The 19,336-nt window shown below is 60.9% G+C and carries 22 protein-coding genes and 2 pseudogenes; 11 read left to right on the top strand and 13 right to left on the bottom strand.

The features are described from left to right. Positions 1–17 precede the first annotated feature (17 nt). From ACFWO3_RS18565 to ACFWO3_RS18540, 6 genes are all read left to right on the top strand, one after another. Entirely contained in the window at positions 18–1,250 is a 1,233-nt protein-coding gene (locus ACFWO3_RS18565) for a cytochrome P450 (protein ID WP_378580425.1), read from the top strand. Positions 1,251–1,299: 49 nt separating this feature from the next. Then, on the top strand, positions 1,300–3,024 hold the full coding sequence (locus ACFWO3_RS18560) for an FAD-binding protein (protein ID WP_378580424.1): 1,725 nt from the start codon (positions 1,300–1,302) through the stop codon (positions 3,022–3,024). Positions 3,025–3,123: 99 nt separating this feature from the next. Continuing rightward, positions 3,124–4,251 (top strand): cytochrome P450, encoded by a 1,128-nt coding sequence (locus ACFWO3_RS18555; protein ID WP_378580574.1) that lies wholly within the window; start codon positions 3,124–3,126, stop codon positions 4,249–4,251. A gap of 41 nt (positions 4,252–4,292) precedes the next feature. Continuing rightward, complete coding sequence (locus tag ACFWO3_RS18550) at positions 4,293–5,129, top strand: mycofactocin-coupled SDR family oxidoreductase (protein WP_378580422.1); 837 nt, start codon at positions 4,293–4,295, stop codon at positions 5,127–5,129. Positions 5,130–5,168: 39 nt separating this feature from the next. Beyond that, positions 5,169–5,360 carry a ferredoxin gene (locus tag ACFWO3_RS18545; protein WP_378580420.1) on the top strand — a complete coding sequence of 64 codons (192 nt, stop codon included), beginning with the start codon at positions 5,169–5,171 and terminating at the stop codon, positions 5,358–5,360. A 60-nt stretch (positions 5,361–5,420) separates the two neighbouring features. Continuing rightward, entirely contained in the window at positions 5,421–6,620 is a 1,200-nt protein-coding gene (locus ACFWO3_RS18540) for an NAD(P)/FAD-dependent oxidoreductase (protein WP_378580418.1), read from the top strand. 24 nt (positions 6,621–6,644) lie between these two features. Here ACFWO3_RS18540 and ACFWO3_RS18535 read toward each other — a convergent pair. From ACFWO3_RS18535 to ACFWO3_RS18510, 6 genes and pseudogenes are all read right to left on the bottom strand, one after another. Further along, positions 6,645–7,311: pseudogene (locus tag ACFWO3_RS18535) on the bottom strand (transposase). A gap of 125 nt (positions 7,312–7,436) precedes the next feature. Next, the gene (locus ACFWO3_RS18530) at positions 7,437–7,853 is read right to left on the bottom strand and encodes an IS5 family transposase (protein WP_378580416.1); all 417 of its coding nucleotides are present in this window, start codon (positions 7,851–7,853) and stop codon (positions 7,437–7,439) included. A gap of 640 nt (positions 7,854–8,493) precedes the next feature. Beyond that, complete coding sequence (locus tag ACFWO3_RS18525; RefSeq protein WP_378580414.1) at positions 8,494–8,832, bottom strand: MbcA/ParS/Xre antitoxin family protein; 339 nt, start codon at positions 8,830–8,832, stop codon at positions 8,494–8,496. A 54-nt stretch (positions 8,833–8,886) separates the two neighbouring features. Then, entirely contained in the window at positions 8,887–9,534 is a 648-nt protein-coding gene (locus ACFWO3_RS18520) for a HEPN domain-containing protein (RefSeq protein WP_378580412.1), read from the bottom strand. Positions 9,535–9,747: 213 nt separating this feature from the next. After that, complete coding sequence (locus tag ACFWO3_RS18515) at positions 9,748–10,590, bottom strand: hypothetical protein (protein ID WP_378580410.1); 843 nt, start codon at positions 10,588–10,590, stop codon at positions 9,748–9,750. Positions 10,591–11,383: 793 nt separating this feature from the next. Then, positions 11,384–12,271: a LysR family transcriptional regulator gene (locus ACFWO3_RS18510; RefSeq protein WP_378580408.1), complete on the bottom strand. Its 888-nt coding sequence runs from the start codon at positions 12,269–12,271 to the stop codon at positions 11,384–11,386. Between the two features lie 99 nt (positions 12,272–12,370). Here ACFWO3_RS18510 and ACFWO3_RS18505 point away from each other — a divergent pair, with 99 nt between their 5' ends. Further along, positions 12,371–13,075, top strand: a complete 705-nt coding sequence (locus ACFWO3_RS18505) for a hemerythrin domain-containing protein (RefSeq protein WP_378580406.1) — start codon at positions 12,371–12,373, stop codon at positions 13,073–13,075. A 354-nt stretch (positions 13,076–13,429) separates the two neighbouring features. On the opposite strand, the gene ACFWO3_RS18500 is transcribed toward ACFWO3_RS18505, so the two are convergent. The 4 genes and pseudogenes from ACFWO3_RS18500 to ACFWO3_RS18485 form a co-directional block, all read right to left on the bottom strand. Next, the gene (locus ACFWO3_RS18500) at positions 13,430–13,996 is read right to left on the bottom strand and encodes a zeta toxin family protein (RefSeq protein ID WP_378580404.1); all 567 of its coding nucleotides are present in this window, start codon (positions 13,994–13,996) and stop codon (positions 13,430–13,432) included. Beyond that, positions 13,993–14,370 (bottom strand): hypothetical protein, encoded by a 378-nt coding sequence (locus tag ACFWO3_RS18495; protein ID WP_378580402.1) that lies wholly within the window; start codon positions 14,368–14,370, stop codon positions 13,993–13,995. The genes ACFWO3_RS18500 and ACFWO3_RS18495 overlap by 4 nt, the downstream gene beginning before the upstream one ends. An 82-nt stretch (positions 14,371–14,452) precedes the next feature. After that, the gene (locus ACFWO3_RS18490; RefSeq protein WP_378580400.1) at positions 14,453–14,737 is read right to left on the bottom strand and encodes a hypothetical protein; all 285 of its coding nucleotides are present in this window, start codon (positions 14,735–14,737) and stop codon (positions 14,453–14,455) included. Positions 14,738–15,073: 336 nt separating this feature from the next. Then, positions 15,074–15,385 (bottom strand): annotated as a pseudogene (locus ACFWO3_RS18485) (type I restriction enzyme endonuclease domain-containing protein); the annotation flags it as partial. Between ACFWO3_RS18485 and ACFWO3_RS18480 the strand changes: the two are divergent. After that, positions 15,366–15,569, top strand: a complete 204-nt coding sequence (locus tag ACFWO3_RS18480) for an RNase H family protein (protein WP_378580398.1) — start codon at positions 15,366–15,368, stop codon at positions 15,567–15,569. The pseudogene ACFWO3_RS18485 and the gene ACFWO3_RS18480 overlap by 20 nt on opposite strands. A gap of 415 nt (positions 15,570–15,984) precedes the next feature. Here ACFWO3_RS18480 and ACFWO3_RS18475 read toward each other — a convergent pair whose 3' ends face one another. Next, a complete protein-coding gene (locus ACFWO3_RS18475) occupies positions 15,985–16,383 on the bottom strand; it encodes a type II toxin-antitoxin system VapC family toxin (RefSeq protein ID WP_378580397.1) in 399 nt (132 codons plus the stop codon). After that, a complete protein-coding gene (locus ACFWO3_RS18470) occupies positions 16,380–16,652 on the bottom strand; it encodes a type II toxin-antitoxin system Phd/YefM family antitoxin (RefSeq protein ID WP_378580395.1) in 273 nt (90 codons plus the stop codon). The genes ACFWO3_RS18475 and ACFWO3_RS18470 overlap by 4 nt, the downstream gene beginning before the upstream one ends. A 62-nt stretch (positions 16,653–16,714) precedes the next feature. Between ACFWO3_RS18470 and ACFWO3_RS18465 the strand changes: the two genes are divergently transcribed. Next, complete coding sequence (locus tag ACFWO3_RS18465) at positions 16,715–17,521, top strand: NAD(P)H-binding protein (RefSeq protein ID WP_378580393.1); 807 nt, start codon at positions 16,715–16,717, stop codon at positions 17,519–17,521. Between the two features lie 12 nt (positions 17,522–17,533). Here the strand turns inward: ACFWO3_RS18465 and ACFWO3_RS18460 are convergent, their stop codons facing one another. Further along, on the bottom strand, positions 17,534–17,704 hold the full coding sequence (locus tag ACFWO3_RS18460) for a hypothetical protein (RefSeq protein WP_378580391.1): 171 nt from the start codon (positions 17,702–17,704) through the stop codon (positions 17,534–17,536). A gap of 565 nt (positions 17,705–18,269) precedes the next feature. On the opposite strand from ACFWO3_RS18460, the gene ACFWO3_RS18455 reads away from it, so the two are divergent. Both ACFWO3_RS18455 and ACFWO3_RS18450 read left to right on the top strand, forming a co-directional pair. After that, positions 18,270–18,563 carry a type VII secretion target gene (locus tag ACFWO3_RS18455; protein WP_378580389.1) on the top strand — a complete coding sequence of 98 codons (294 nt, stop codon included), beginning with the start codon at positions 18,270–18,272 and terminating at the stop codon, positions 18,561–18,563. 22 nt (positions 18,564–18,585) lie between these two features. Then, a complete protein-coding gene (locus ACFWO3_RS18450) occupies positions 18,586–19,335 on the top strand; it encodes a hypothetical protein (protein WP_378580387.1) in 750 nt (249 codons plus the stop codon). Position 19,336 lies beyond the last annotated feature (1 nt).

Here is a 19,336-nt window from a genome sequence, read left to right as displayed (position 1 = left end):
CAGAAGGACCATCCCTCATGTCCGAATCGGTAACCGATACTCGAAACACCGATGCCCACTACTTCCCGATGGATCGGGACTCTCGGTGTCCTTTCGCCCCGCCCGAAGAAACGCGACAACTGCGTGAAGCGAACCCGGTCAGTCGTGTCAAGATCTGGGATGGGTCCACGCCGTGGTTGGTCACCGGCCATGCGGAGCAGAAGGCGCTACTGTCCGACCCCCGGATAAGCGTTGACGAGTCCTTGCCAGGATTTCCGCACTGGAACGAAGGCATGGCCGCGAACGTCAAGATGCGTCCCAAGTCCGTCTTCAACTCCGATGGTGCAGAGCACACACGATTCCGCCGAATGATGACACGTGCCTTCACCTTCAAGCGAGTGACCGCTCTTCGGCCCCACGTGCAGCAGACCACCGACGAGTTGCTCGATGCGATGCTCGCCGGTCCCAAGCCGGCCGATCTCGTAGCTGCAGTCGCGCTGCCGCTGCCGTCCCTCGTGATCTGTCAGATGCTCGGTGTTCCCTACGAGAACCACGACTTCTTCCAGGAGAACGCGGTCAAGAGTGTGGACAGGTACGCGACTCCCGAGGACAACATGCAAGCGTTCGGTGCGATGTTCATGTTCATGCACGAGCTTGTCCAGGAGAAGATGTCCAATCCGACGGACGATGTTCTGAGTGATTTCGCGCGCCAGGCCAAGGACGGGGAGATAGATGCGGCCGAGGCTGCGCAAATGGGGTTGGGCATGCTCATCGCCGGCCACGAAACCAGCGCGAACATGATCGCCTTGGGCACGTTGGCACTGCTCGAGAATCCCGAGCAGCTCGCGATATTCCGGGACTCCGACGACGAGGCGGTGCTCGCAAACGCCGTCGAAGAGATGATGCGCTACCTGGGGATCATTCACAATGGTCAGCGCCGGATAGCTACGGAAGACATCGAGATCTCCGGACAGAAGATCAGCGCCGGAGACGGCGTGATCATGGAACTCAGCTCGTCGAACTGGGACCCGGCCGCCTTCCCGGAGCCGGCGAAGCTCGACCTTCGACGGACCGCGAGTCACCACACCGGTTTCGGGTTCGGGCCACATCAGTGCATCGGCCAACAGTTGGCGCGTGTCGAACTGCAGATCTTCTACAGCACGATCTTCCGCCGGATCCCGACGCTCGCGGCGGCGCGTCCCATCGAGGACATCGAATTCAAGTCGGATCGACTCGCATACGGCGTGTACGAACTACCGGTGACCTGGTGATCCTTCGAGCCCGCACACCCTGGTCCACCCGTCGAATGAGGTACTGAAGATGCCCGAGTGGGACTACTCGACAGACTTTCTCGTCATCGGCTCGGGAGGGGGACTGGTCGGTGCATTGAGGGCCGCGGCGTTGGGGATGGACGTCGTGGTTGCCGAGAAATCGCAGATGATCGGCGGATCGACGGGCATGTCGGGCGGGGTGATCTGGATACCGGACAATCCGCTCATGGCCCGCGAAGGCGTGGACGACAGCATCGAAGAAGCCGCAACATACTTCGATTCGGTGGTCGGAAAGCCGACCGAAACGAGCTCGGCGTCTTCGGTTCCTCGCAGGAGGGCGTATCTGGAGTCGGGCAAGAGGATGTACGCCTTCCTCGAGCGCGAGGGTGTTCCGTTCGTCCGTATAGACGGATACAGCGACTACTACTCGGGAATGCGAGGCGTCGAAGGCGGGAAGGCACGTTCGCGGTCGGTAGAGACGGCGGTGATCGACGCTCGAGTGCTCGGCGACCAGGCGAACCTTCTACGTCCCCCCGTCGCCGGCGACCTGACGATGTATACCGGTGAAGCCGCGTACGTTTCGAACCTTCGGACACGCAAGGGTATTGCGGTGATGGCGCGGATCATCGCGCGCACCGTGAGGGGCCGGATAACCAGGAAGAAGCTCTTGACCAATGGTGCGGCGCTGATCGCTCATCTGCTGAAGGCACTGGGGAAACGTGGGGTTCCGGTGTGGACAGAGACGGCTCTCGTCGACCTGATCGTCGATGACGGGCAAGTTCGTGGCGCCGTCCTGGACAGAGGTGGAACCACTGTCCGAGTCCGGACATCCAATGGTGTCTTGTTGAGTGCCGGTGGATTCTCCTGGAATCGCGAGATGCGCGAGAAGTATTCCGGAGATCAGCCAGGTCGTCCGGAGTGGACCAGCGCGAATCCTGGCGACACCGGTGAGGCGATCGAGATCGCCGTCAAGTACGGCGCCGCAACGGACATGATGGACGAAGCCTGGTGGCTCCCTTCGTGGTTGATGCCGGATGGCACACCGAACATGTGTATCAGTGAACGTAGTAAGCCGCATTCGATCATGGTCGACAGTCATGGAAAGAGATACTTCAACGAGGCGATCGCCTATCAAGAGGCCGGTCAGAGGATGTTTGCGCGCGAACGTGAAGTTGGCGGTGCTCTTCCCTCCTGGTTGATCGTGGATGCGCAGCATCGGTCCCACTACACGTTTGGTTCCGCTCCGCCAGGACTTACCCCCAAAGACTGGATAGCGAGCGGGGCAATGAAGAAGAGTCGAACTCTGGCCGGGCTTGCGGAAGCATGCGGGATCGAACCGAAGGCCCTCGTCGAGACGGTCGATCGATTCAACGAACTTGCCGAAAACGGTGTGGACGAGGACTACTTCCGTGGTGAAGGTGATCACGAGAAGTATCAGGGTGATGCGTCACACCGGCCGAACGCCTGCATGGGGTCGATCGTGAAGGCCCCCTTCTACGCAGTCCCGATGTATCCGGGTGACATCGGGACGAACGGGGGACTGCTGTGTGACGAGTACGCGCGGGTATTGGATCACTCGAGAGCTCCCATCGCCGGACTGTACGCAGCCGGGAACTGCGCGGCATCCGTCATGGGTCGGAAGTACCTCGGCGCCGGCGCCACGATAGGACCATCCGTGATCTTCTCGTTCGTCGCTGCCGAACATGCCGACGACAGCCCGCTCGACGAGAGCATCTCGGTGCGGCAGCAGGTCCGAAATCAGGAATCACAGTAGTTTCAGCCCTCCGAAAGGATGATGTTCGTGACCAGTACAACCACCAACGACGTTCGTTACGACCCGTACGACGTCGAACTCAATGCCGACCCGTATCCGATGTTCAAGGCCCTCCGGGAGGAGGCGCCGTTGTACTACAACGAGGAACACGACTTCTATGCCCTCAGCCGGCACGAGGATGTCTCGGAGGCGTTGAGGGACTACAAGACGTACAGCTCGGCCCGTGGCGCAATCCTGGAACTCATCAAGGCCAACATCGACATCCCGCCAGGCGTTCTCATCTTCGAGGATCCGCCGATTCACGACATTCACCGCAAGCTACTGTCACGAATGTTCACTCCTCGCAAGGTATTTGCGTTGGAGCCGAAGATTCGCCAGTTCTGTGCGGACAGTCTCGACCCACTCCTCGAAACGGGGAAACTCGACTTTGTCAAGGATCTCGGGTCGCAGATGCCGATGAAAGTCATCGGCATGTTGCTCGGAATTCCGGATGAGGATCAAGAGGCCATTCGTGACTTCGCGAACGAGCAGATGCGCACCGAGGAAGGCAAGCCGATGAAGGCCGCCGATGAAGGCATGGTCTCGGGTGACATCTTCGGTGCGTACATCGATTGGCGCAAAGAGCATCCCTCGGACGACATCATGACCGAGTTGCTCAACGTCGAGTTCGAAGACGAGACAGGAGAACTGAGAAAACTGACTCGAGAAGAACTGCTGACGTATATCAATGTGGTTGCCGGGGCCGGCAACGAAACCACGACCCGATTGATCGGGTGGTCCGGAAAGGTTCTGGCCGAGCATCCGGACCAGCGGCGCGAGCTCGTGCAGAACGACGAGCTGATCCCGGACGCCATCGAAGAGTTGTTGCGGTTCGAACCTCCCGCGCCGCACGTTGCGCGCTACGTCACTCGAGACGTGGAGATCCACGGTCGGACGGTGCCGGAGGGGAGTGTCATGATGCTGCTTCTCGGCGCGGCCAATCGTGACCACCGCAAGTTCGCACCCGACGGCGATGTTTTCGATATTCATCGTGATACCAAGCAACACTTGACATTCAGTTCTGGAACCCACTTCTGCCTGGGTTCGTCTCTGGCTCGTCTCGAGGGTCGTATCGCCCTCGAAGAGATCCTGAAGCGGGTCCCGGAGTGGGAAGTGGACCTTTCGAAAGCGTCGCTGTCGCCGACCTCGACAGTACGCGGCTGGGACACACTTCCCACCACCTTCTGACTCGACCACCATCCATCGCGCACATCCCAGAGGAGATGTTCATGAGCAAGAGAACCGAAGGAAAAGTCGCTTTCATTACGGGAGCCGGCCGCGGCCAGGGACGAAGCCACGCTGTGCGACTTGCGCAGGAGGGCGCCGACATCATTGCTGTCGATATCTGTGAATCGGTCGACGGCGTCCCGTTCGCGCTGGCAAGCGAGGACGACCTCGCGGAGACTGCTCGACTGGTGGAGGCAGAAGACCGTCGGATCGTCACCGCCAAGGTGGACGTCCGGGACCTCGACGGTTTGACGAAGGCAGTTCAGACCGGCGTCGAGCGTTTCGGACGGCTGGACATTGTCGTTGCCAACGCAGGAATAGCCACCGGCGGTTCTTCCCTGGAGGACATGGATTCGAAGACCTGGCAGGACATGATCGATGTCAACATGACGGGTGTGTGGCATACCGCGAAGGCGGCAATTCCGCATATCATCGCAGGCGGACAGGGGGGATCGATCGTCCTGACCAGCTCGGTGGGTGGACTCAAGTCCTACCCGTTCTGCGGGCACTACGTCACTGCCAAGCACGGGGTCATCGGGATCATGCGTACGCTTGCAATCGAGTTGGCGCAGCACCGTATCCGGGTGAATTCGGTCCATCCGACGCAGGTCAATACTCCGATGATCATGAACGAGGCGACCTACGGGATGTTCCGCCCGGATCTCGAGAGCCCCGGACCCGACGATTTCGCACCCATTTCACAGATGATGAACACTCTGCCTGTGCCGTGGGTCGAACCCGAAGACATCGCCAACGCTGTTCTCTTCCTGGCATCGGACGAAGCCCGCTACATCACGGGTGTGACTCTGCCGGTCGACGCCGGTGCGTGCCTCAAGTAGAGCTCGGGTGTACCGGTGTTCGTCATGTGAGGAGTTCGGATGAGAATCGAAGTGAATGACCAGATTTGCGAGAGCAATGGTCTGTGTGCAGGCGTGGCGCCGGAGGTTTTCGACCTCGATGAGGACGACAATCTGCATCTCCTGCACGATTCGGTGACGCCGAACAACGAGGACGTCGTGCGCGAGGCGGTTCGGCAGTGCCCGCGAAACGCGATCACGCTCGACGAGTGACTGCACGAGTACCGGTGGGCACGGTCTGTTGGGTCACCGATCTGTGGGAATGGAGATGACATGAGTTCCGCAATCGTCGTTGTCGGTGCTGGGCTCGGTGGAGCAAGAGTGGTAGCAGAGCTCCGTAGCGGAGGCTACGACGGTGATCTGATTCTCATCGGCAGGGAGTCCCACCACCCCTACGACCGGCCACCGTTGTCGAAGGCCGTGCTGACAGGCGATGCCGTCAAGACGGAACTGCATTCCGACACCTTCTACGCAGAGAAGAACGTCGACCTGCGTACGGGAACCCGGGTAGCGTCGATCGACACGGATGCTCGAACCGTTGACGTCGAGCTACCCGACGGAGGAGCCGAGAAGCTCGCCTACGGCACGCTGGTGCTGGCTACCGGCTTGGATGCACGCCGGCTGCCCGTCGCCGACGGGAAAGCTGGTGTCCACACCTTGCGCACCTACGACGATGCGGTCGCATTGCGGGAGGAGGCCCTTCGTTCCAGTGCAGCGGTTGTCGTCGGCGCCGGGTTCATCGGGTGTGAGGTCGCTGCAAGTCTCGCCTCCATGGGGCTGAAGGTCACTATCGTCGAGTCTGCCAGCGCCCCGCTCGCATTCTCGCTAGGCGAGCGGGTGGGCACCATGGTGGGCCGGATACTTATTGACCGCGGAGTCGAGATTCGAGCCGGTGTTGGAGTGGCAGGAATCGCCGGCGACCCCACGGTGACGGCGGTGACCCTGTCCGACGGCACCACGCTACCGGCAGACATTGTGGTCGTCGGGGTCGGTTCGAATCCTGTGGTCGACTACCTCGATGGGTCCGGAATTCTGCTAGCCGACGCCGAGGACGGTGGCGGCATTGCGTGTGATGCATCAGGCCGGACGAACGTTCCGGGTGTGTTCGCTCTGGGTGATGTCGCGAACTGGCGTGATGCGTATGGCACAGCATCGCGGGTCGAGCACTGGAACAGCGTGGTCGACCAGTCGGCGACAGTCGCGCGGGCGATCCTGGACACAGAGTACGAACCCTCACATCCTGTCGTTCCGTACTTCTGGAGCGATCAGTTCGACGTCAAGATTCAGGCATTGGGTGAACCCTCGCCCAGTCATGAGGTCCATGTGGTTCTCGATGACGGCGCCAAGTTCGTGGCGTACTACAGCAGAGGTGGGATGCTGACCGCGGTCGTGGGTGCAGGTAAGGCTGGGGCAATCATGAAGATGCGAAACAAGCTCCAGAGTCCGACCCCAGTATCGGAGCTGGTCGACTGAACCGGCCCTTGTTGCTGCGTCGCCCTAGTAGGACTTTGTTAGGTCGGGAAGCTGTGGTGACACAGCGGGCAGGTTCCGATCCAGATGGCAAGTGCGCGTTGGATATCGCGGACGATGCCGTAGAGGGTCAGCCCTGCCCATCGGCTTTTGGGTCGGTCAGCCGCAGGGTCGTGAGGAACAGGTGGGCGGCGGTGACGAGGGTGGCGTGGTGGTGCCAGCCGAGCCAGGAGCGGCCCTCGAACTGGTCGAGACCGAGTGCGACTTTCAGTTCGCGGTAGTCGTGTTCGATGCGCCAGCGCAGTTTCGCGAGTCGGACGAGTTCGTCAATCGCGGTGTCGGCGGGCATGGTGGATAGCCAGTAGTCGGTGGGCTGCGCTGCGCCGGTGGGCCATTCGGCCAGCAACCACACCTGTTCGACTGTTCCGTCGTCGGCGCGGGGCACCCGATGACCTGCGGGCCGGGCCCGCAGGGCGAATGCCGGCGGTCGACCCCCGGCGCTGCCGCGGCGTTGACGGGCCGCGATTTCGTCCCGCTTCTGCGGGATGACCGCGGTGATCCGTCGATCACGCAACATGCGCCGAGCGGCGCCGCTGGAGTAGGCCCGATCGGCGATGAGCGCATCGGGCCGGGTGCGTGCTGGGCCACCTCCCACGCGCGGGACGACGATCTCATCGAGCACTCCGGCCAGCATCGCCTGATCGTTTTCGTTGCCCGCCGGTGACGACCACGGCCACCGGACGACCGTTGCCGTCGACGGCGGTGTGGATCTTGGTGGTCAACCCACCACGTGAGCGGCCGATACCGTGACCTTCAGGTTCACACTCCGCGACCGGAGAGTTCGTGTAATTCGCCCCAGCCCCCTGTGTCCTGGTCAGGCCGAGTCGTGTTCGTCGCATGTTGATGCGCCCTGTTGATCGTGGCATCGACCGAGACCGTCCAATCCAATCGACCGTCGACATCAGCCATCGCCAACAGGGCCATCAGCACCCGATCCCACGTACCGTCACTGGCATAGCGACGGCGGCGTTTCCACACCGTCTGCCACGGCCCGAACTCCGATCTCGGCAAGTCACGCCATGGGATTCCCGTGCGGTACCGATAGATGATGCCTTCGACCACACGGCGATCGTCACCGAACGGGTGACCACGGCGACCCTCGTTGGAGGGCAACAACTCCGAGATCAACTCCCACTGAGCGTCATCGAACAACCGAAACCGCGATGTCTTCGCCACCTGAACAGCATCGCCTCACGACCCGCCCAGATAAGGGAGACACGCCCTAGTACTACAGTCGCGTTTATTGTGATGTTGTCGGTGTGTCGGCGCAGATTCCGAGAGTCGCAGGAGGGACTGCCATGAATAGGCAGGATGGAGGTGTGCAGTAGCGGTGTTCATGCCTCCCGCAGCACTAATGTCTGGTCCTGCAGCGACCTGTGCGAAGTCCCAACAACCCCATACCGCAGGGTGTGCAAAGTCCCCGGTCAAAGATGTGCAGGCTACTCGTCTGACTGGTCGTGCCAAAGCTGACACAGCGTCTGCAAAGTATTCGCGACCAAGTAGACCGTACGAATAGGCAGCCTGAAGCTGTACACACCCCTTCGCGCACCCATTTACACCACTAATGTCTGCACTCGGGGCACTACCGTGCGCACCTCTGCGCAGCGAGACCATGCCGCGTGAAATGCCTGCTCCAGGGAGGATCGATCGCTGCACGAACCGTGCGCATGGGTGATGCAGGCTACTCACAACGGACTAGAGCAAATGAGTACCCACAAAGCAGGTGCTGCAGCACTTGTGTGAGCACCACAGAGCCGTAGATTCGGCCGTTCTGCCGGTCTCGACCCACCACCTAGCTGACCTTCACGGTGCCCAGCTAGGCCCCGCCTCCCCATGCCTCTGCATCCAGCACTTCGAGGACGCGGGCAGCGCCTTCTCGGCGGAGAACAGCGAAGGGAGCAGCGCCACTGAAGAACACATTCGGACTCTCCATCCACGACCGCGCACCCTCCCTACCCCACACCAAACATGCGCGGACGAAAACATCCTCCAAGTCAGTCAGCATCGTGATCGCCTTCGCGTCGGGCGCATCATGACCGGATGCCCAACGCATGACTTCGGAGTCTGCGACACCCAATAGGTAAGAGATTCCAGCGGTGCCGAACAGCCTCGCCAGGCGCCGCACCCGCAGCGCAATCGGCTCGGGTGCCGCCATCGATGGAGGCTCTGCGGGCGGAGTAGTTGCCACGATAGAAGCGGTAAGTGGGGTTTACGACGCTGGATGGTCGTCTTCAGTGAGCCACTGTCTAGCTGCCTCGCCTGTCGAGTCTTTGAAATCGATCATGGTGCCGAAGGTGGCTCCGTACTCGAACAAGGCGGAATCCGTCCGGTTTACCAACTGTGTGATGTTGCCGCCATAAGTCTTGATCCAGTTCGCGTTGAGTTCTGGCGGCTTCTGGGCGGTATGAACAATGTCCCCTCGAATGCTGATGGTCTCGTCCAGGAGTGCGGCTGGACCGCCTTGCCTTGCTCCCTGCCACTGCCACGATTCCGAGAGCCCGGCCAATCCCGTGGTGTCGTGAATGAGGGTGTTCACGTTCTTTTCGTTGGGTGTGTTCAGATCAGAGCACTTCTGCCTGGAGTTGGTTCGAACGACTTCACGCCACCCATCTCCGGCGATGTCCCTTGGCAGCCAGCGAGGTGTTTTGGCGACGATCATCCCGTCTGTGATGATCGTCTGTAGCCGTTTGGGAAGTTCGTCAAAGGTTTTGGCGTATAACGCGATATGGTCGGCAATTTCACGAGCCACGTCTTCTATGTAGGCTTCCCAAACGGACACCATGAAGACCATCCCGCTCTGATTCAGTGCGGCTCGCTTGGGGTGGGACATCGGTTTTGAGGATGTCCGGATCTCCATCAGGAGTTCGATAGTCTGCCAATTTTCGCGCCACCGCGCCCATGAAGCAGTTCGTGCGTTCCCCACCATCAACCTCCGTGAACCCCTGTGAGTAGCCAGCTGCATGGCATGGCTGAGTCGTCGTTGCTGTGTCGAATGTAGCTGTCTCAGGGCGGCTTACCATCTACGATGAGGTGTGAATGAAGGATCGCGACGGCCAAGTGTGGGGCAGAATCATTGAATCTGCAACGTCTCAAAATGATCGATCACCATGCCCAGATATCTTTCAGTGAACGTCATTCTCGATTCCAGACTGTCGTTTCGAATATTCGCTGACAGGCCCGCTTGGTGAGTGTCTCGATACCAGTTGATGACCTCGAGGTCGGTCTCTACATCCAATGTGTTTGTGCCGTAGAACCGTTGTGCCGCGTGCGTCGACTCGAAACGTAGCGTCACGAGAGTGAGAGATTCATCGTCGCCGACTACCGCTGGCGTCGTTTGTGGATCCAGCTTTTTCCACCCGGCAAGGTGTGGGAGTACGTCGTTGGGGAGGTTGACTTCGAAGCACCGAATCCTGACGCCCAGCTTCCAGGGTGTGCGATGACGGTCGCTGCGCGCGTGGTCATGCAGCCACAGGAGAACGTTGCCCTCGGATCCGTACTTTGTGTGATAGGGCTGCATCGACTCCACGGCGTCGATGGTTGCTCGGCTCAAGCCATAGAAGGCGTCGGTTTCGCGCAGTCGATCAAAGTCCGCGCGGGTTCTGCCGATCGGGAATTGGCGAGCCCTCGGGCGAGGTGGCGGGTTCTTCCCGGTGTCGGCGATCGTTAGTTGAAAGAATAGGTGATCGAGTGCTGACCGTGCGTTGTGTAGCCAGTCTCCAAAGATGACCTCGATATCTCCGGTTGGTGTGTACGACACCACGAAGTGGACTTTGCTGCCATCTCGTTGACGCTCCACACGCAGAGTTGGGGACCTGCGTTCCTGTGCCTGCAGATCAGCGATCTCTAGCCGTAGCTTCGCAGCCCTCCGCAAGCGGGCCCGAACCGAATCAAAATCGACGGCGCCTTCGATCACTTGCCCTCCTCGATCAATGTGTACGAAAGGCCAATCAGACAATCAGGCTCAACCTGTGACGGCAGAGTACGACACAGCGGTGAGTCGACCGCGAGCAATAGGCAATCTGGGAGGGGCGATCGCTACCACGAAGCCCCTCCCGATCTGGATCGCTACGCTGGGATCTCGAGTACGGCCCAAAGACCGCAACATGAGACGAAGGCCACGCTGGCTCCAGCTGTCAATGCGAAACGACGCTCATGGAGTGTCGATCCGACTGGCGCACGGTGAGCCTTGGCGGTGAGTGCAATCAACACTGTCAGAGTGCCGAAGTTGAGGATTACGGTGCACATAACGACGTTTTCGATAAGCGACATGGGGAGCTTCCTTTCTGTAGTGGCGGCGGACGCCGCCAGCGCCCATCGAACGTCAGGGGTTCTCCAGAGCACCGGAGTTGGTGTGAGCTGCTGGACTTGGCTCTCGTAGGGACCGGATCCCGGTGCGTGGAGATCCAAAGTGCTATGTAGCCCTATCGCGGAGCGCCGTATCGAGGTTGTTCACCTGTGTGTCCTAATGAGGAATTTGGTGTGGTCGCAAAACTTGATGTGGGGCGCAGGCGCGCGAAACGTTCGAAGGGCCCTTTATGGGCACTTTTTGGCGACATGCGCGTTTGCGGCCACTTGGACACGTGGTGTGTGCGACCTGCGGAAACTGCACACGTGGTGTGTGCGGACTACTTGAGGTATAGGAAATCTACTCTGTACCAAGAGGTTAGGGGTTCGAATCCCTTCGGGCGCACAGTGAAGGCACCCCGTCACCTGTGGCGGGGTGCCTTTGTCATGGAGGGCTGGAGATCTTCGGTCAGTCGCCTGGCGAGTACCTCGGTTGCCGGCGTGCGTATTTCGGGATGAACGACGAGACCCACCAGGATGTCGGTGGTTCGTCCTTCTGTGTCGACAAGGACCGCGCCTTCGTCGGGCGCCAAGCTGCTCGGAATCACCAGAACTCCCATACCGCGTGAGTGCAGGTCCAGTGCCATATCCGGTGTCGATACCTGCGCGGCGATCTGCAACCGTGTTCCCGCTCGCCGTGCAGCGCGTTCGAGTGCTTCGCGGGCCCCGGCACCGGCGTCGAGGACTATCAGCGACTGGGTCGTGAGATCGGTGATCGATACCTGTCGGGTTGTTTCCGGGAGCCCGACGACAATCAGTGGGTCGCGGATCAGCTCGGTCCACTGCAGTTCGGTGGCACCCGTGCGAACCACGATGGCAACATCGAGTGCTCCGTCGGTGACCGACTGTTCGAGGTCGCTGGATTCAGCCGACGTGATGACGAGCTCGATTCCGGGATGGTCGGTGGCGAAGCCGGACAGGATGTCGCCCAGCTGGGGGAGGTCGGCACCTGTCACGAGACCGAGGCGTACGCGGCCACGGCGAATACCGGCGACATCATCGACAGCCTGCCGGACGCCGTCGAGTGCGGAAAGGGCAGTTCGTGCCCGGGGTAGGGCTGCTTCTCCGGCTGCGGTCAACCGAACGTGACGGCTGGTACGGGTGAAAAGCCTTCGACCCAGGTGTGATTCGAGTTCCTTGATCCGAGAGCTCACGGTCGACTGCGCGATCTGTAGGCGTACGGCGGCGATGCCGAAGGACTCCTCTTCGGCGACCGCGATGAACGCTTCGAGTTTGAACCTATCAATCACGATTTTCGATTGTAGCGATCAAAGCAATCGGTTGGACTAATGATTGCTGCTCACCCACACTGATATCGACGGAACAGGGAGACGACCGGAAGGCGAGAGATGACGAACACAGCGGTCAGGGCAAAGGGCCAATGGTCGGCCGACCCCTTCACGATGTCGATGTTTCATTCGGCGCTACGCCGCGATCTCGAGCGCGCCGCAATACTCCTGGCAGACCCGTCGACGCTGTCGGTGCGGCGGAAACGCAGGCTGGGGCGCCACCTCCAGTGGCTGATGCATGCCCTCCGATGGCACCACGAGGGCGAAGATCACTATCTGTGGCCACTGCTGCTGGACCGGGAACCGGAAAGTTCCGCGATCCTCGCGACCATGGAAGCGGAGCACGAAGCAATCGACGGACCCTTGCTCGAGGTCGAGGCGGTAGCACGTGGACTCGTCTCGGGCCGGACCAGTGAAGGTGATGCATCAGCCGCGTTGACGGCCTTCGAGCGGCCGCTCCGAGATCACCTTGCCCACGAAGAGGTCGACGGATTGGCGATCGTTCGTCGCGTGCTCACTCACCGAGAGTGGGCCGAGTTCGAACAGAAGGCGTGGATCGACGGATACACGGTGAGCGAATCGATCCGATTCGTGTCGTGGATGCTGGACGGACTCCAGTGGTCGAAGGACTTCCGCGATCGAGTCGGCGTGCCGACCACTCTGTATTGGGCGGTGGTGAAACCGCTGTCGTACGTAGCGCATCTTCCAGCACTGAGCCCGTGGGCCGGTACGCGGGCCGCTCGTGTCGCGAGCCGAATCCGCTGACGCACGCGGTGGACCTCGCCTTTACGGAGCAACCAATGAACGCAGGATTCCCGGCGGGTTCGGTCGCAGAACCAGCTCTACGTCGCGGAGCGGCACGGGAGCTTCGACCAAGCTCTCCCACGGGTACCTGGTGCAGGTGGACTCCAGAAGATCGATTGCCTCGGCGAGATGGTGGGTTCGTAATTGTGGACGCCCGTGATCGTCAACCACCCTCGCACCACAGCTTCGGGATCGAGCGTTTGCGGAGTTTCTCCTCGAGGAACCGATCGAGGGAGTCCATGTCGTCACCGCGACAACCGGCATCGGTATGACCACGAGTATGGGCCTGGCGGAATCGAACCTCGATGGTGTCCTCTAGCCGGTGAGTTCTGCCGGAGTCCAGACGGGCCAGTTCGGCCGGCTGACCAGATCCCCTTCGGTGTAGCGGGCAGCGATACGGGTGCGGTCGGGGGCGGTGTTGTCGTAGACGACCGACTGGTCGGCTCGCCTGATTGCTTCGGCAACGAGTGGCCACAGTCGCGCGAACCGTTCGCGGATCTTGTTCTCGGGCACATGATGTCCGCCTTCGATGACGCGTTCCGCAACACGCGCTACCGACAGTTCGACCGGGACGAGCATGACGTGGAGGACCACGATGTACCCCGACTGGTGCGCGCGGTTCACGATTTCGAGCTTCGACGGGTGTGAGAACACCGTCTCGGCTATGAAGGACTCACCGTGGTCGATGAGCGTGTTTCGGATGGTGGCCGCGATTTGCGCGGCCTCGTAGGAGTGCTCCTCCGGGCTATCGGACCAGCGTTCCTTCGCGATCTCGTCGGCGTTGACGAAGACGTTCAGCGGAAGGAGTGGTGCGAGGCGCTGTTCGGCGAAGGTCGACTTGCCACTGCCGTTGGGGCCGACGACCAAGTCCAGGCGCTTCAAAGAACGTTGTGGGTGCCGTCGGGAAGATACTTGACGACGCGGCCCTGCTCGTCGAGAACAATCGAGGCTTTGCCCTGGGCGGCGCGGTCGGCGACGTGGTGTCCTGTGGCGAGTGACTCCTCGAGGGCTGCGGAGATCTCCGCGTTGAAGACCACGCCTTCTTCAGTCGACAGCTCACTCAGAGGGAGCCGTCCCGTGAGTGCGGACTCGACCCGGCGACGCGCTACCTGCCGCTGATCGGATACCTCGCGGCCCACCCGCGCCCAGTGCTCGAGCTGCTGACGTGCGGATCGGTTCTCGCGTTCGCCTTCGTTCGCGGCGGCGTCCACCAAGTCCGACGAGAACCTGGTCACGCGATCTGCGACATTGGTCATGGCCCTCTCCTACGAGCGATTCACCACCCGTGATCCCAGTGTAGCAATCTGCTACAACTCGGCCTGTTCGCGGTTTGTCGCCCTAGCAGTGCTTGACCTCGCGGTCTGGTCCCTTGAGCTCTTCGAGAATCTTGACGATTTCTGTCGCCGTGGCTTCGGTCTGGTCGTCGGTGGCAGAGGGTTCTCCGGTCGCAGGGTCGCTGGACACTGCCACGTTGTGTGAGCCGCGCCAGCCCCCGTTCGCCGTTTCGAACTTCACGCTGGTGGGGTCGAGGGAGTGGACCTTCACAGTTTCCTGGTCGACCTGGATCTGCTCTGCGCTATTCGGAGCATCCAGGAATCCCGGGACGTCTGTCAGGATGGACACCGTAGCCACTTGGGGTATCCGGGCGACCTTCGCGCCGACACGAGCCGCCCGGTCCGATCGTGCCGTCGTCGTCCGGGTTTGTTTGGCCAGGTGCCCCTACGAGAGGTCGGTCGAAGTGCCAGACCGCTTCCAGCAGTTGTTTCGGAGGTTCGCACAGTTCGGTAAGGGACTGGTTCGACGTAGGTGCGGGTTCGCTACTGCAACCCACGGGCGCTGATGTTCTTCGTCGGCGCGGTATTCGGCAAGCTGATCACACGGTTCAAACGAGAACCAGCGCCAATCGGATGGAGACGAAGGCGTGGCGGGCGAAAGCGCTAGCGAAACAGAGCCTTTCCGTCACGCCGCCATCTTCGGTGCGAGTACCTCCATCTGTTCGAGAACGAGTTTGATGGCATCGGTTTGCTTGTCCGGCGGGTACTTGTGCTTGATCAGCAGCCGCTTGATCTGAGAGCGCAGCTTTGCTTTTACGTCCTCGCGCAGTGTCCAGTCGGTGCGAACATCCCGGCGCATTACGGCAACCAGATCGCGTGCGATGTCGGCCAGCTTGCTGTCGCCCTGTTCTTCTAACGCTGATTCGTTCTGGGCTACCGCGTCGTAGAAGGCGAGCTCGTCCTGGGTCAGCGAGGGAGTGAAGTTCTTACCGCGGCTTCACGGCCGCCAGGTACGGATCTCCTGGGTGAGGGGCCACAGCGGACACCCGCTCAACCAGATCGCAGATCGGCTTGCCCTCTCCGCACGCCGAACCTTCGAAGCCGGACTGCCCGCCGATTCCAGACGCCTGATTGGTCACAACATCGTGAGCTCGCTCGCGCTCGCCCATCCCGCCGCCTGAGCAGGAGGAAACATGAACGAATGGATGGACGTCTATCGAGGGCCCGGACTCCTACGACACGATGAACGCGAGGATCGACGGCGTCGACTTCACCGCGTGTCAGATGCCGGGCAAATTGGTCAGCGTTATCGCCACCTGGAACACCGTCGATTCGAGCAGCTTCCGCGAGATCTTGTGCAGGGCGGACTGGGATGCCAGGAGCGTGCTTGGCGCCCTCGGGTTTGTTCATCCAGGTTATGTAGGCGATACGTACGTATGGCACGCCGGATGACGATTAGGACGGCATACACCCGGCGCCACGGCGCGAACACTCGCGCATGCGGTGCATGGTGTGGGACGGGTGGGACCAGAAGTTCAGTCCGGCGCATGTCCGCTCGGATGCGCGATGAACCGTGGAACGGTACGACTCGACCGCCTAGTTTCCGGGTGATGCTGTGACATAGCCGAGTGCCCGGCAGCCGTCGAGAAGACGATGGTCGTAGGCGACGAAAGCGCCTAATTGATTGCCCAGCTGCGCTGCCGACGCCAGGTGGATCGCGTCCAGCGATCGCAGGTGCGCCGCTCCGATCGTCTCGGCCAGCGCGACAACGCTTTCGCTGATGGGAACGATGTCGAGGCTGTCCAGCAGATTGTGGGCACGCTCGGCCATTCCGGGAGTGCCGTCTCTGGCCGCTGTGCGCATCAGTTCGATACGGCCGAGGGCGCTGGTGACGACAGCCTCCTCCGAACGCTGAGTCAGCCAAGCCAGAAGCGCTGCAGTCTCGGCCTCGCGGGTGATCAGCTTTGCCATCGCGGACGTATCGAGGTAGATCATCGCTCGCTGCGGACGTCGTCGAGAAGAGGCGACAGATTCCGGTGAGGAAGGCAATCGACGTCGATGGTGCGTAGTCCAGACCTGTTGCGCGCGGGGAGCAGAACACCAGACTCGATCAGTGCCTCTCGTTCGTTTTCGCCTTGCGAGACGGGAACGAGGCGGGCCACCGTCCGGCCCCGGTTCGTGACCGCCAGCTCTTCGCCTGCCTCTACGCGAGCAAGGTACTTGGACGCGTGCTGGCGCAACTCTCGAATCCCGATGACCTTCATACCTCAGTGTAGCACTGCATGTGCTACATCGCCGGTGTGATGACGTACGTATGGTTGGTGTTGTGACGATTCTGGTGACTGGTGCAACTGGAAATATCGGCCGAATGGTCGTCGACCACCTGCTCGCACGCGGTGCGACCGACGTGCGCGCCCTGACGAACAAACCCGAGAAGGCGAATCTCCCTGCTGGGGTGGATGTCGCCAAGGGATATCTACGCAATCTCGACAGTCTCGATGGAGTGTTCGACGGTGTCGACTCCATGTATCTCGCTCCGACGCCCGAGACCACAGCGCAGGTCTTGGCGCTCGCCAAGGAAGCCGGCGTCCGATACGTCGTCGACCTGTCTGGTGAACATGAGAGCCATTGGGGCGATGTGACTCGGGCGGTAGAGGATTCGGGACTTGCCTGGACTCATCTGTGGCCTGACGAGTTCATGGAGAACTCGATCATGCTCGCGGAGCAGATCAAGAATCATGGCGTGGTTCGTGAGCCGTTCCCGGATTCGGCGAGCCCGCTGATCACGATGAACGACATCGCCGAAGTCGCTGCGGCACTTCTGGTCGGCGGCGACCGAATCGGGGAATCCCTTTCCATTACCGGCCCTGAGTCGATCAGTCGCCGAGAATTGGTGCAGCGCATCGGAAATGCACTGGGACGCGAAATCGAGTTCAGGCAGGTTTCGCCCGAAGAGGGGATCGAAGCCCTCACCCCGGCAATGGGCGACTACGCGCAGTGGTACGTGCAACTCAAAGAAGGAGACGGCGCCGGATACGTCGTGCCCGCGAACGATCTGGTGGAACAGATCACGGGTCGTCCGGCAACCGGTATCGACGAGTGGTTGAAAACCCACGCCGACGAGTTCCGCTGAGCGGAGCGTCCATCACACCGACGTGCGCGAGGCTTCACCACCGAGCGCCACAGCCTCGCGCACGTAGTCGGGATGTGCGTCGCAGACCACCAGCTGGGTGCCGTCCTGAGTGATCGAGGCTTTCGCGAACTCATTGATCCACCGAGCCGATCTGGCGGTGATCACAAGGAGAACGAGACCCATGAACAGTGAGTAGGCCGCTAAGGTTTCGTGTCCAGTCGTGCCTAGTATGCGGGGAACTACGGTGAACAGGCAGATGACGCCGACGGCCAGTGCTGCGGTCCGTAGACGCCGACGAAGGATCCAGCGGCGACATTTCGCGCATCCATATACCCCAGTTATTGTTGCGTGTGCGGTTGCGGCGCGTTCGAGCTTGCGTCCGATCCGCTCTGCTGGAAGCAGAGCGTCGCGCAGTATCTGGGAGCGTCGAGGCCTTCGGTCGAATTCGGTGTCGGGACGTGACCAAAGAGTCAGATTCTTGAGCCACGTTCCCGGCGACCCATGCGCGACGCAGACTTCGGGCACCGGCGTGGCCAGAGAGCGGATTCTTTCCGCTGGGGGTTTCGACTTCCATCGGCCGAGGTCTTCGTCTGTAGGCACACGCAGGGGGAAGGTCACTCGGTTTGTTGTTGCTTCGCGCACGCCTATGCCTAGCGCCCGCCGCTTCGCTAGCGCAAATCGAGGCTGATAGCCTTCGGACGGAAGGGTGGTTCGGGGTGCGGCCCACCCTGGGTTACGGGGGAGGGAAATGAAGGTAGATCCAGCGGCGCTAGATGCATTCGCCACGAGCTTGAGTGAACTGTCGGCGCAGGCCAAGGAGGCCACGGACTTCCTCGAGAAGCATGTTTCGACGGGGGCCGGCGATGGTCGGATCTTCCTGACAATCGATTCCACTATTTCTGATATGCGTGCACTGCTGGTCGCCAATACCGACGGCATAGCCAAGCTGGCCGGGGAGTCGGGTCAGGAGATCACAAGAGCTGCAGGCCACTATCGCAGTACGGATCTTGGCAACGCCTCGCAGCTGGATCGCACTTACTGACCGGTTCTGAGCAGGAGAAACTATGACCACCGAACCGCGCGCCGCGCTAGTCGAACCCATCGCATCGGACCCAGTGCCGGACGTCTTGGAGAACGCACTGAGCGGTTCGTACCTAAGCCCGACATACTGGCTCACGGCACCGGTTATGGGCGCACTGGGATTGATCGGAGTCGAGAAGAACCCGATCGACATCATCGCGGACGACATTGCGGGTGACTGGCAAGCGGTGCAAGAAGCGGGTCTCGCGGTTCGGTCGCTGGGCGAGTTCAATTCCCAGATGTCCGAGGCACTGTCAACAGCGATGAGCACTACGTCCGAATCTTGGGATGGAGACGCGGCCGCTTCCGCGTCTGACTACTTCGGTGAGTTGGCACGTGCGATTGAGTCGCAGAAGTTCGCGATCAATTCAATGGGAAGTCAGATCGATTCCCTTGCGATTGGAATGTACGAAGCATCGGAAGCAGTCAAGGGGCTTCTGGGTACTGCAACGGATCTGATGGTGCAGTTTTTGCTGGAGTTGGCTGCTGCGGGAGCGACAGCCCTCTTGACCGCCACAGGCCTGGGTGCAGTTGTCGCCGCCGCGTCTTGGGCAGCGGCGCTCAGAACTGGTTGGAAGCTTTATGAAGTGATCAGCAAGATTCCTGAGATTCTCGGTTACGCGCTGCAAGGCGCTGAAGCGGCTGCCGGTGTGATCACGGGGTACATGGGTGCTGTCAGGGACGTGAAGTTCCCTGCCCTGCCCGGTGCCGCTTACGACCACAGTGAGGTCTGAC

The organism is Rhodococcus sp. NPDC058521, from assembly GCF_042719695.1.
GTDB lineage: Bacteria > Actinomycetota > Actinomycetes > Mycobacteriales > Mycobacteriaceae > Rhodococcus_F.
The sequence above is the reverse complement of the archived record's forward strand: the minus strand, read 5'-3'. Positions and strand labels throughout refer to the sequence as shown.

Bases quoted from the DNA above. Each gene is read 5' to 3' on its own strand.
- ACFWO3_RS18565 (WP_378580425.1), top strand. From the start codon at position 18: ATGTCCGAATCGGTAACCGATACTCGAAACACCGATGCCCACTACTTC.
- ACFWO3_RS18560 (WP_378580424.1), top strand. From the start codon at position 1,300: ATGCCCGAGTGGGACTACTCGACAGACTTTCTCGTCATCGGCTCGGGA.
- ACFWO3_RS18555 (WP_378580574.1), top strand. From the start codon at position 3,124: ATGTTCAAGGCCCTCCGGGAGGAGGCGCCGTTGTACTACAACGAGGAA.
- ACFWO3_RS18550 (WP_378580422.1), top strand. From the start codon at position 4,293: ATGAGCAAGAGAACCGAAGGAAAAGTCGCTTTCATTACGGGAGCCGGC.
- ACFWO3_RS18545 (WP_378580420.1), top strand. From the start codon at position 5,169: ATGAGAATCGAAGTGAATGACCAGATTTGCGAGAGCAATGGTCTGTGT.
- ACFWO3_RS18540 (WP_378580418.1), top strand. From the start codon at position 5,421: ATGAGTTCCGCAATCGTCGTTGTCGGTGCTGGGCTCGGTGGAGCAAGA.
- ACFWO3_RS18525 (WP_378580414.1), bottom strand. From the start codon at position 8,832: ATGGCGGCACCCGAGCCGATTGCGCTGCGGGTGCGGCGCCTGGCGAGG.
- ACFWO3_RS18520 (WP_378580412.1), bottom strand. From the start codon at position 9,534: ATGGAGATCCGGACATCCTCAAAACCGATGTCCCACCCCAAGCGAGCC.
- ACFWO3_RS18505 (WP_378580406.1), top strand. From the start codon at position 12,371: ATGACGAACACAGCGGTCAGGGCAAAGGGCCAATGGTCGGCCGACCCC.
- ACFWO3_RS18495 (WP_378580402.1), bottom strand. From the start codon at position 14,370: ATGACCAATGTCGCAGATCGCGTGACCAGGTTCTCGTCGGACTTGGTG.
- ACFWO3_RS18475 (WP_378580397.1), bottom strand. From the start codon at position 16,383: ATGATCTACCTCGATACGTCCGCGATGGCAAAGCTGATCACCCGCGAG.
- ACFWO3_RS18470 (WP_378580395.1), bottom strand. From the start codon at position 16,652: ATGAAGGTCATCGGGATTCGAGAGTTGCGCCAGCACGCGTCCAAGTAC.
- ACFWO3_RS18460 (WP_378580391.1), bottom strand. From the start codon at position 17,704: ATGGGTCTCGTTCTCCTTGTGATCACCGCCAGATCGGCTCGGTGGATC.
- ACFWO3_RS18455 (WP_378580389.1), top strand. From the start codon at position 18,270: ATGAAGGTAGATCCAGCGGCGCTAGATGCATTCGCCACGAGCTTGAGT.
- ACFWO3_RS18450 (WP_378580387.1), top strand. From the start codon at position 18,586: ATGACCACCGAACCGCGCGCCGCGCTAGTCGAACCCATCGCATCGGAC.